Consider the following 10,659-nt stretch of genomic DNA (forward strand, 5'->3'; position numbering starts at 1 on the left):
CAACGGTTACGCAGAGACGTTGAATCGGGTGAGTTCGCCTTTGACTGCCACTAAACTAGAACGGATGGTGTTTTCCGTACGAGAGAAAAACACGATCAACACGCCGTTCTCATCCGCAGTCTGGGAGGGGGTATTCTGCTCTTCCGTCTCGGACCCGCTCGGGTCTATGCATCCCGCAAGGAATCCACCTCCTGCCACTGCAGCTGCCCCTAGCAGTTTTCGCCGACTCGTTCTATCGATCTCTGAATCGTTCGAAGTACGTAGGGTATTCTCTCTCATTGTGGAGTGACTGCGGCCTCATATCACCGAGGCGCTAGTTGGCTTCCGACCCAGGGACAGGAGCCCCAGCAATCGGCAGGGGCTCGTACGGTTCTTCCAAGTACTCTAGCTCTGAATCCGTCAGGTCGATATCGAGTGCTTCGACGGCTTGTTCGAGATGTTCGACGCTCGTGGTGCCGACGATCGGTGCATCGACGACGTCCTGGTGGAGTAACCACGCCAGCGAGAGCTGTGCCATCGTCACCCCCTTCTCCGCAGCGAGTTCCTCAACTCGCTCGTTGACGGCCGGTCCGCCGCCCATCCGGTATTCCTCGTGCGTCTCGGTGAGCTCTTCGCCGCGGGTCGTCGCCGTCATCTCTTCGTGGGGGCGGGTGAGGTATCCTTGTGCGAGCGGACTCCACGGGATGACGCCGATGTCTTCTTTCTCGCAGAAGGGGAACATCTCCCGCTCGCCTTCGCGGTAGACGAGGTTGTAGTGGTCCTGCATCGTCACGAACTGTTCAAGATCTAGGTGCTCGCTGGTGTACAGTGCCTCGGCGAACTGGTGAGTCCACATCGACGACGCGCCGATGTATCGAACGTTCCCGCGTCGAACTGCGTCATCAAGGGCACGCAGCGTTTGCTCGATGGGTGTCTCGTAGTCCCACCGGTGGATCTGGTAGAGATCGATGGTATCCATCCCCAGTCGGTCTAGCGAATTCTCCAGTTCTTGCTCGACAGTCTTCCGGGAGAGTCCCGACGCGTTCGGGTGCGGTTCGTCTGCATCGGAGAAGAGGTTCGTGGGGAAGTAGCATTTCGTGGCGACGACGTGTTCGTCGCGGTCGTACTCTCCGAGAACATTCCCAATGATCTCCTCGGACTCTCCATTTGAGTACGCGTTGGCCGTGTCGAAGAAGTTGATACCGAGGTCAATCGCGCGTTCGATAATTTCGCGCGAGCCCTCCTCGTCGAGCGTCCAGTCGTGGAAGTCACTCACGCCGAAACTCATCCCGCCGAGACAGATGCGGCTGACCTCCATTCCGGTCGAACCGAGAGTCGTGTATTCCATGGTTATGGTTCTTCGAGGGCAGTTACTTCAGATCCGTCCGGTTCAGCCATGAAGGCGAGGTGGCTGAACGGCGAATCGGCATTCCGTGTGTTCCCGTGCCAGTGCTCTTCATCAGGCTCGAAGACGATCAGGTCGCCCTCCGAGACCTCACGTTCTCCGTTGCGGGTCGCGACGATCCCTTCGCCTTCAGTGACGTACAACACCTGTACGCCAGCATGCGTGTGGAATTTGGTTCGTTCTCCCGGTCGGAACGTAACTTCCACCGAGCGGACGGTGTTCCCGTCGAACTCGCTCGAAACACCATCCGAAACGAGCGCCGTCGTCACTTGGGCCGGGTGATCGGATTCTTCTCTATTAGCGGCCGGGACGTTTGTCACATCCATGTTTTGTACGTTTGCGAATTGCGGGTTTGATATCCAAGACTTCGATGCTATCTGGAAACCGTATTTAACTCCCGTCGTCTCTGAAGTGGCGAAGGGGATACCGGAGATCGCGTCTGAGAGACGGATAGGTCACGTAGGGAGAGCGCTCAGATCAGCTCACGTGTCCCGTTCAGCCTCCCCCAGCCACTTCACCATCTCCGGATCTCGGTGGTCGAAGAACTGGCTTTCGCCCTCGTTTAGTTCGGCGATCGTCTCCATTTCCTCCGTGGTGAGTTCGAAGTCGAAGACCTCGAAGTTCTCAGCGATCCGGTCGGCGTGAACCGACTTCGGAATGGCGACGATTTCGCGCTGGATGAGCCATCGAAGCACTACCTGTGCAGCGGATTTGCCGTGGCGGTCTCCGATCGTGGTCAACACGTCGTGTTCGAAGATGTCGTTCTGGCCTTCGGCGAACGGCCCCCACGACTCGTGTTTGATGTCCTGTTCCTCGAGGAATGCTGCATCCTCGGTTCGTTGGTAGAAGGGATGCGTCTCGATCTGATTCACTGCCGGGACGACGTCGTTGTGGACCATGAGGTCCATCACCCGGTCGGGGTGGAAGTTGCTGACTCCAATGGCCCTGATCTTGCCGTCCTCGTAGAGGTCTTCCATAGCCTGCCACGAACAGTGGACGTCGCCGTAGGGCTGATGAATCAGAAACAGGTCGAGGTAGTCGAGGCCCAGTCGGTCCAACGATCGCTCGAACGCGTCCAACGTAGCCTCGTAGCCGGTGTCCTGCACCCAGAGTTTTGACGTAACGAACACCTCGTCTCGCGGCACGTCGCTCTTCTCGATTGCCCGCCCGACCGCCTCCTCGTTCTCATACGACGCCGCAGTATCGATGAGTCGATAGCCTGTTTCGAGGGCTTCCGAAACACTTCGTTCGCACTCGTCGAGGTCCTCGATTTGATACGTGCCGAATCCGAGAATCGGCATCTCCACACCGTTGTTGAGTTCAACTGTCTTCATAGTAGGTCTCTGTCTACAAAATCAGAGGGATTACGGCCAGATAGCGACGGTGCTAATTGGAAACCGTGTTTAAGTGCTCCTGTGTTTGGAGCGCCGAAGAGAGTAGCTGCCGCTCACCCCGCCTGAGGAGTCTCGAGAGCGAGGGTTGTGAGATGCCGAGTTCCGTAGCGAGCTCCTCAGTCGAGGTCTGTCGTGGGCTCTCGTAGTAGCCACGAGAGAGCGCGAGTGTCAGCGCCTCGTATTGCCGTTCAGTCAACCCAAACGGGATAGCATCGTCCGATGTAGCGGAAGTGGAGGTCATCGAGATGAGGTCGAGCGAGATCCCGTAGTTCTCACAGCGGGTCCGGGACTCCATGAACGCATCACGGTCCTTGTACACTTTCCTTTCGTACCATCCGTCCGGTGTGACGACGGTCGGCTCGAGTTTGGCCGCTACGGAACTGCCCCCACTGAATACTTCCGAGATCGCGTCGGCGAGGTCTATCGTAAGGTTGTGGACGGTTTGCTCGCCCGCGTAGCCGATCGTTGTCGCCTCTTGGACTTCGTCCAGCGATTCCAAGTCGGCTTCTGAAACGTTGACATCGGAATCGATTTTGACGATGAACATCCGGGCGTCCTGTTCGAAACAGAGCCCATGGACGCACTCAATTTGGTCCGGTGGGAGTCTCTCAGTGATACTGACCAGCGGGAGAGACGGTGAACTGAGGGAAAACTCAGTCGTAATTGTCATACATAGACGTATGCTTCCCCGGTAGTTAACGTTCGGGACTCCCGTGTTTACAGGGATTACTCCGACAGGAGATGGTCTGAGCAACCCCACCCTCGTAGAGCAAATCAGCTGATCCGTTGTAACTCAAGGACAATTCTGGGCGGGTGGTGTTTATTGCCCCCGAGAGGGGTGCGGGGGTCACCGAACCGCCCGCGAGCAACGATGAACGGGAATGTACCTGTAGCAAGTTCGGAATCGGTTCCAGTCGCATCGCCAGGTCAGGCTCACCAAGCCACAGTCGAATACGTCGGCTTCCGCGTCGACGGCCAAGCCGTCGTGCTGAACCTCTCGGAGCATCGGCGACTCTCCCTCGAGCGCAGTCTGGACCTCGTCAACCACAGTTCGCGTATCCAACCGAAGCTACTTACGTGATACAAGCGTATCACAGCATATGAGTACTGACAGCGACGCCGGCGGCGACGGTGAAATGGAGAAAATCAACGTCCGGGTGCCACAGTCGCTGCTGGCACAGGTCGACGACGTCTGGGAGGAACGTGGCTACGCGAACAAATCCGAGTTCATCCGCGACGCGCTCCGGGACGCCGTCAACCCGCCAACGCAACTGTCCGAGGAAGCGCTGGAGCATCTGGCCGAGAGCCGCAAGCAGCGGGAGCAGGGCGAGACGGTATCGCAGGACGACGTGAAGGACCGGCTGGGCATCGATGACTGAGGTCAAGTGGACACCGAAAGCACTCGATTTGCTGGAGGGGCTCGAATCGGAAGCGCAAGAGCGGTTGGTGAAGAAACTCGACGAGGCGAAAGACTGGACCTCCCACCGACTCGAAAAGCTCACCGGCTACCCGTACTACAAGCTTCGTGCCGGTGACTACCGTGCGATCATCACGTGGGACCGAGACGAGGATGTCCTCATCGTCGAGGCGGTCGGGCATCGGCGGAATATCTACGACCGTCACCTCCCACCGTAACTCACGCTGTCTGCAGACCTGCCCGGGTCGGTGACGGACTGGATCTGAGATTCAAGTACGATTCCGCTCGGTAGTGTTTATTGCCCCCGAGAGGGGCGCGGGGGAAGCCACTCCCCGTTACCGAGCCATGACCGATTCAGAGTATCCCTGGCGAGACGAATCGCTCCTCTACGAACTCTACTGGGAACAGGAGCTGAGTACGAACGAGATCGCAGATAAGCTCGACTGTACGCAACCGACGGTTCATAAGTGGATGAAGAAGTTCGACATTCCTCGTCGAGACGCACATGAGGCGGCCCCGAACCGTCGACGGCATCCCGCCGTGTTCACCGACCGTGGCTACGTCATCTGTGCCACAAACTATCGTGGGACGACAGACTCGGTCGGTATCCACCGACTCGTAATGGTGGCAGAGCGCGGATTCGACGCCGTCGCTGACAAGCACGTTCATCATAAAAATGGTGTCAGGTGGGACAACCGGCCGGAGAATCTCGAACTCCTCAGTCGCACCGAACACGCCGAACGACACGGCTTCGGGTCCGAGATTAAACCAACCAACCACGAGTGGGACGTGTCCAATCGCGAGCGGGACGAACGGGGGCGATTCAAATGACGACGGCATACGTCGGCCGGCGGCGACGTGGAGAGCTCGTTGTCACTCGCCGTCCCGAGGGCACAGAGCTCACGCCCGACCGCAGTCTCGATCTCGTCAACCACAGTCCGAGTGGCTTCGAGGTCGGGTATCGAGGAAGCGGGCCCGCCCAGCTCGCGTGCGCGCTCCTCCTCGACTACTACGACGATGAGCAGTTCGCCCGTGAGCACTACATCGCGTTCCGGAATCAGGTGGTTTCGCAGCTGGAGTGCGACGGTGCCGCGGCGTGCTGGCACCTCCCCGGCGAGGAGATCGACGCCGCGATGGCGACCCTTACCGACGACGTCGTCGCCCTCGCCGACGGTGGAAGGCCGTCACCGACGCTCCCCGAGAACTGGCGAACCGTCTCCCGCCCGGACCGGCGGGTCTTCCAGCGCGCTGACCGCGACCACTACATCGTACTCGGGGATGGAACCGACGAGTGGCTGGTCGTGCTCTGCAGCCAGGGTGACCGGGCATATCCTGCCCCGCTCGCACATCGGACAGTTGTCGAGGAGGCTGACGTGGAACGGGTAATCCAAGAACTCGCCGAAGAGAGCAACGACCTCATCGAACCCCCGGAGGGGGAGCACTGATGGAGACGCTTCGACTGGCGCGAGCCACCCATCAGCTCCTCGAACGTGGTGTCGAGGCGCTCGAGAAAATCGGGCGTGAACTGGAGCGATACAACGACCGACAGGAGCGCACCGACGACACCGACTCGTGACCGAAACTCACTCTCTAGACCAAATACGGAGTACCGGCTTCCAATATACGCCTACCCCCGAGGGGTGCTCGTGTCCCATCCATCGGGAGGGGCAGCCGGTCACGGCGCCGCTCGGTTTGCGGTTCGCAGAGCGCGTCCATATCGAATCGATCCCGCGCCATGTCGCCGGCGCGATCTACGAAGCACATCACTCCTATATGGACGATGTCCCCCGGACGAATCTCGTCCATCACGGACTCTGTTACCAGGACCAGCTACTAGGTGCGATTACGTGGCGCTATCCGCTGATTCGCTCGCTGGAGCACGACGGAACGCGATTCGAGGGTGACGAAATCGTCGAGGCAGCACGGATTTGCATCGGCGTCGATTTCCCCAATCTCGCCTCTGCCGCCCTCGCCCGGTCGATGGAACGATTCGTGCGTCGGCACGGTCGGCGACGAGGCGTTCGGCTCCTGCTGACGTTCGTGCGAGCCGACTTCGACGGCTCGATGGTCAAAGCGCTCAGAGACAAGGGCTGGCACTGTGCCGGTAAAACGGACCCCGGCCAAGCGGGAAATCGCCCCGATAAGCAGATCCGAGAGCAGCCAAAGTGGCGGTTTCTCTGCGAAGTTCCAGCTGAGTCCGACCGGGAACAGGCCTCACTCGGGAGGTGGTCCCCGTGACCACGAATGCCAGTCTCGATGAATTCGTAGCGGAGGCTGATTCGGACAGCCAGACAGATGACGGCCCATCGGTCGTCGACCAGCTTTTGAAACCGGTATCGCCGTCGCTCGGACTACGGCTCGTCCCAGGTAGGGGTGACCCAATATACCTCCAAAACAGGGGGACCGAACGCTACCTGTTCCGAGATGACCACGAGCGATGGTTCATCCTCCAGCCCTCAGCCAAGAAATCGGTCGACGACTTCGTTCGCTGGGTGTATCTCCCCGAGGACAAGCCCACCGAGATCGCCCGAACAGCGATAGGCCAACGGACGGTTCTCGGCTACAGGTACGTTACGCGGAGCGAGGCCCCCGAGCCGGTGGCGACGACGGTGACAGCGATGTTCGTCAGCGAGCCTTGGCCCGATGCCACCTACGAGTGTGGATCCTGTAGTAGAGAGTTCGACTCACCGCATAGTCACGCTCGGCATTGCTGGGAAGCACACCCCTGGGTTCCAAATCCTGAGCAGGTCCGGGTACGGAGAGACGAATCTGAGTAGTTCCGACATCTGATCCGAGCCGTGGACTGGATCTGGATTAACCAACACTCCCCGCCATTCAGAGACGGGCGTTGGTTAACGTGGTGTTGTTTTTGCGCCCGGGAGAGGGGCGCAGGGCGCGAGACGATGCAGTCGCACGTCGACGAGGATTCCTGAAGTGAGGTGACTGAGATGAAAGATCCAGAGTCCAGAACCATCTTCGCTGGCGTGGATGGGCGTACCGACACCGAACTACCAGAGTGGTACCGAGAGCGACACGGGGATGCAGACCCTGTGACCTTCGCCGAGGCGATTCGCAATCTTCCGCAGGCCGTCGAGACGACCGTGGCGTACCAGAATCCCTACACCGACGAGTGGGTTGAGACGGAGCGGTTCAACGCACTCGTCGAGCCAAGTCGCGCTCGGGAGCAGGCCCGAGATGAGGACACCGAGACAGATTCCCTGTTCCATATCCCAACCGACTCGTACTCGATCATCAACCCGGTCGACGTCTACGGCCCCCTGGAGGAGGTCCTTCGCGAGGAGACCATCGACGGGACGCCGCTGGGCGACGTGATGTTCGGCGAGATTCGGCGCTACCGCGGGGGCGGCGAGGTCCATATGGACATCATGTTCGACGGCCTCGAGGTGCGTCTTCCCGGCCGGTCAGAGCCGATCACGATGGGCGTCACGTCGGGCTACGACTTCTTCGGCGAGCACGCCGTCTACGTGGAGGGGTTCGCTCAGGATGGCTACTGCTCGAACACGATGCGCTCGCTCACCGACAAGGAGGTCATCAAACACGTCGGCGACGTGCGGAACTTCCGGACCTGGTGGGAGGAGCTCCTCGCACAGGTCGAACTCGTCGCCGACGACCTCTTCGAGTTCATCCGGGACGCCCAGGACATCGAACTCGACTTCTCCGAACTCCCGTTCACCGTCACGGAGTTCTACACCCTGCTGGGGTTCCCGGACTACCTGGCCGAGCGTGCCGCCGGCGATGCAGAAGCCAATGCGGGGTCCCCCTTCGAGATCGATATGTGGACGCTGCATTCCGGCGCGACGTACGCCCTCTCCCACTTCTTCCGGGGGAAAGAGGGGGCATCCCTCGATCAGTACGTCCGCATCGCCAACGACATTCTGTTCAACCCGGAAGGTACGATCGAGCGCGTCGAGCAGGCCTACGAGCAGCAGCTAGAGGCGGACGGGGACGACGGGTCACAGGCCTCGCTGGCCGGCGAACGAGCGCTGGCGAGCATCGAGCGCGTCAGCGACGACCTGCAGGAGAAAGTCGAGCAGTTCGAAGAACGCGAGGACGCGCTGCGTGAGCGGTTCCAAGAGGCGATGGCCTGACGCCGCGTCGGTGATGTAGTCGTCTGTTCTGTTTTTCTCACCCTGGAGGGGTGGAGGGCTACCGAGATGGAACAGTCCATGATTAGCGACGGGAGTGACGACGAATTCCCACCTGAGAAGCGTCTTGAAGCACCGAATTACCGATTGATCAAGGCTGGTATCGCGACGATCCCGGATATGGAAACCCTCCAAGAGTGTGTTGCCTACGAGAACGCCCACCAGAATCGGACGCAGATCCTACGCCGGCTCAAGTGGAAGGCTGAAGAGCTACGTGAGGACGAAGAGTAAGCTCTGGTCTTAACCAACACACCCCGCGTAGGTTTCCCCTTTTGTTGGTTAACAGGCTGTGCCTCGGTTTTTCGGGCCCCTGAAAGGGTGCGGGGCAGCCAGCAGCGGCCTCGCAAGCCTAATCATGTCTCTCGAGCTGAGCTCCAGCGCCAGCACCGCCCGTGAAATCGCCGCCGCCAGACAAGCAGACTATGTGGCGTTTCTGCATCGAGCGCCGTTTGTCGTCGACGCTGTCGAACTCGGCTTCCTTCCCGGGTTTCGCGAGGATTGTGGGTACCAAGAGACGCAGTATCAGAACCTCAGCCTTCCCGTTGGGATGCTCGACAACGATTTCCGAAATCCCGATCTGGAGCGGTTCGTCGACCGCTTCTTCGATCACGAACCAGAGGTCGGGGTCATCGGGGACATCGACGAAATCGACGACGTCGACGCCCACGTCGCTGCGGCTCGTGAGATCCAAGCGAGCTATCCCGAGGCCGAGCTCATCGTCGTTCCGAAGTCGCGAGCGGTGATCGACGCGATACCCGAGACCCTCGTCCTCGGGTATTCACGGGGATACGCCGACCGACTGGCCCACGATTTCTCCGATCCAGCCGATTGGAGAGGGCGGCGCGTCCACATCCTCGGCGGGAGTCCGCCCAAGCAGCTCGACGCCATTCGACAGCTGACCAGACCGACACTCACGGACGAGCCACCAGCCGACATCGTCGGCGTCGACTGGAACGGGCTGCATCGCGGCGCACAGTTCGGTGAGTTCTGGACGGCCGATGGCTGGGACGACAGCGGTCGCGACGCCGACCACGTCACCGTGCGAAAGACGGTGCGCCACAGCCTCGCTCGCGTCCGTGAGTTTTGGAGGACCCACGAAATCTGGCCCGAAACGACACCGCAAGACGAGGGGCTCGACGTCGAGTACGAGGGACCGGGTCCTGCCGATCTCGAGGACGCCGCTTGTACCGAGTGCGGGGCGAACGTCTGGCGAACTCGCCGCGGCCCGTACGTCGCCGAGTACGATACCGGCGCAATCTGTGGATACTGCAGCTACGAGTGCTACTTCAGCCATCGTCATCGAAACAACCTGGAGGAGATCGCCGGCGAACAGAGCGTCTACCTCCCGCCGGCGTGACTTCGCGACCTGTTTTTCGTGCCCCCAGAGAGGGCGAGGGCTCCTTCGAAAGCTCTCAGAGGTGACTTCCAGTGAGTCAACAACAGCGTCCTGACAACGTCTCGATCGACGAGATCCCGGTCGATATCGACAACACGCAATCAGCGGAGGTCGATCCAGCCGACGTCCCCGACGAAATCGAATCCATCACCCGTGGGCTCGCCGGTGAGCAGCCGCCGACGAATCCCATAGTGGTTCTCAAGGCGGCGCGCTGGTGGTACATTCACGGCAAGGGCGGGACGGATCCCGCCTTCCAGTGGGCCATCGAGTGGGCGCGTCATCTTGCGACCGACACGCCCAGCGACGTCGAGCGGTTCGACGAGTTCCTCGAGTACCTCGTCACGGTCGGCTTTGCGGACGAACGCCACGAGCTCCGCTAACCGACAGAGCGGTTTTTTGAACGCCCCTGAGGGGTGCGGCGCGGTCTGAACTGATGCAGTCGCCGTGAACTCGATTCCGTGCACACAATGGCTACGACCAGTGACTCGTCGGTCTCCTTCGACCAGACCGACACGCGATCCGACGAGATGAACAGTACCATCGAACAGTGGATCGACGACCTCGTCGCCGGCGTCGACGACGCGCAGGCCAGCGCAGAGTTCCAGGAGTGGCTCGATGTCCAGAGTCGGTTCCACGACTACTCCTACCGGAACACGCTCCTCATCAAGCGGCAGTGTCCCGAGGCAACCCGCGTGGCTGGCTACCGGACGTGGCAGGAGGAGTTCGACCGTCACGTCAAAGAGGGTGAGTCGGCCATCTGGATCTGGGCGCCAATCATCGCGAAACAGTGCCCGGAGTGCGAGAACTCGCCGAGCTACCACGAGGACAGCGATTGTGAGTACGACGAGACGCCGCCCGAAGAGTGGTCCGAGGGGCTGGTCGGGTTCAAGCCCGCGCCGGTG

General features: G+C 60.4%; 16 protein-coding genes and 1 pseudogene. 13 read left to right on the forward strand and 4 right to left on the reverse strand.

Annotated elements, in window-relative coordinates; genetic code table 11:
* Positions 1-313: 313 nt before the first annotated feature.
* The 4 genes from ABDZ36_RS08630 to ABDZ36_RS08645 form a co-directional block, all read right to left on the reverse strand.
* Entirely contained in the window at positions 314-1,327 is a 1,014-nt protein-coding gene (locus ABDZ36_RS08630; RefSeq protein WP_211313651.1) for an aldo/keto reductase, read from the reverse strand.
* Positions 1,328-1,329: 2 nt separating this feature from the next.
* On the reverse strand, positions 1,330-1,710 hold the full coding sequence (locus ABDZ36_RS08635; protein WP_211313650.1) for a cupin domain-containing protein: 381 nt from the start codon (positions 1,708-1,710) through the stop codon (positions 1,330-1,332).
* A 156-nt stretch (positions 1,711-1,866) separates the two neighbouring features.
* Positions 1,867-2,718 (reverse strand): aldo/keto reductase, encoded by an 852-nt coding sequence (locus ABDZ36_RS08640; RefSeq protein WP_211313649.1) that lies wholly within the window; start codon positions 2,716-2,718, stop codon positions 1,867-1,869.
* Between the two features lie 52 nt (positions 2,719-2,770).
* A complete protein-coding gene (locus ABDZ36_RS08645; protein WP_343749280.1) occupies positions 2,771-3,448 on the reverse strand; it encodes a helix-turn-helix domain-containing protein in 678 nt (225 codons plus the stop codon).
* A 201-nt stretch (positions 3,449-3,649) separates the two neighbouring features.
* On the opposite strand from ABDZ36_RS08645, the pseudogene ABDZ36_RS08650 reads away from it, so the two are divergent.
* From ABDZ36_RS08650 to ABDZ36_RS08710, 13 genes and pseudogenes are all read left to right on the forward strand, one after another.
* Positions 3,650-3,829: pseudogene (locus ABDZ36_RS08650) on the forward strand (DUF6166 domain-containing protein); the annotation flags it as partial.
* A gap of 49 nt (positions 3,830-3,878) precedes the next feature.
* Positions 3,879-4,157, forward strand: coding sequence for a ribbon-helix-helix domain-containing protein (locus tag ABDZ36_RS08655; protein ID WP_121570670.1), 279 nt, complete (start codon positions 3,879-3,881; stop codon positions 4,155-4,157).
* Entirely contained in the window at positions 4,150-4,413 is a 264-nt protein-coding gene (locus ABDZ36_RS08660) for a type II toxin-antitoxin system RelE family toxin (protein ID WP_211313648.1), read from the forward strand. The genes ABDZ36_RS08655 and ABDZ36_RS08660 overlap by 8 nt, the downstream gene beginning before the upstream one ends.
* 127 nt (positions 4,414-4,540) lie before the next feature.
* Positions 4,541-5,026 carry an HNH endonuclease gene (locus ABDZ36_RS08665; RefSeq protein WP_211313647.1) on the forward strand — a complete coding sequence of 162 codons (486 nt, stop codon included), beginning with the start codon at positions 4,541-4,543 and terminating at the stop codon, positions 5,024-5,026.
* Positions 5,023-5,640 (forward strand): DUF6166 domain-containing protein, encoded by a 618-nt coding sequence (locus ABDZ36_RS08670; protein WP_343749281.1) that lies wholly within the window; start codon positions 5,023-5,025, stop codon positions 5,638-5,640. Before ABDZ36_RS08665 ends, ABDZ36_RS08670 begins: the two co-directional genes overlap by 4 nt.
* Positions 5,640-5,771 carry a hypothetical protein gene (locus tag ABDZ36_RS08675; protein ID WP_008458061.1) on the forward strand — a complete coding sequence of 44 codons (132 nt, stop codon included), beginning with the start codon at positions 5,640-5,642 and terminating at the stop codon, positions 5,769-5,771. The genes ABDZ36_RS08670 and ABDZ36_RS08675 overlap by 1 nt, the downstream gene beginning before the upstream one ends.
* A 197-nt stretch (positions 5,772-5,968) precedes the next feature.
* Entirely contained in the window at positions 5,969-6,433 is a 465-nt protein-coding gene (locus ABDZ36_RS08680) for a hypothetical protein (protein WP_343749282.1), read from the forward strand.
* Entirely contained in the window at positions 6,430-6,972 is a 543-nt protein-coding gene (locus ABDZ36_RS08685) for a hypothetical protein (protein WP_211313645.1), read from the forward strand. The genes ABDZ36_RS08680 and ABDZ36_RS08685 overlap by 4 nt, the downstream gene beginning before the upstream one ends.
* A gap of 171 nt (positions 6,973-7,143) precedes the next feature.
* Positions 7,144-8,304 (forward strand): hypothetical protein, encoded by a 1,161-nt coding sequence (locus ABDZ36_RS08690; RefSeq protein ID WP_211313644.1) that lies wholly within the window; start codon positions 7,144-7,146, stop codon positions 8,302-8,304.
* A gap of 66 nt (positions 8,305-8,370) precedes the next feature.
* Entirely contained in the window at positions 8,371-8,592 is a 222-nt protein-coding gene (locus ABDZ36_RS08695; RefSeq protein ID WP_211313643.1) for a DUF8129 domain-containing protein, read from the forward strand.
* A gap of 124 nt (positions 8,593-8,716) precedes the next feature.
* Complete coding sequence (locus ABDZ36_RS08700) at positions 8,717-9,718, forward strand: DUF6610 family protein (RefSeq protein ID WP_211313642.1); 1,002 nt, start codon at positions 8,717-8,719, stop codon at positions 9,716-9,718.
* Between the two features lie 71 nt (positions 9,719-9,789).
* Complete coding sequence (locus ABDZ36_RS08705) at positions 9,790-10,137, forward strand: DUF8013 domain-containing protein (protein WP_211313641.1); 348 nt, start codon at positions 9,790-9,792, stop codon at positions 10,135-10,137.
* Positions 10,138-10,224: 87 nt separating this feature from the next.
* Positions 10,225-10,659, forward strand: a 435-nt coding sequence (locus ABDZ36_RS08710) for an ArdC-like ssDNA-binding domain-containing protein (protein WP_343749283.1), incomplete at its 3' end; no start/stop codon positions are given.

It is taken from the genome of Halarchaeum salinum, assembly GCF_039520965.1.
GTDB lineage: Archaea > Halobacteriota > Halobacteria > Halobacteriales > Halobacteriaceae > Halarchaeum > Halarchaeum salinum.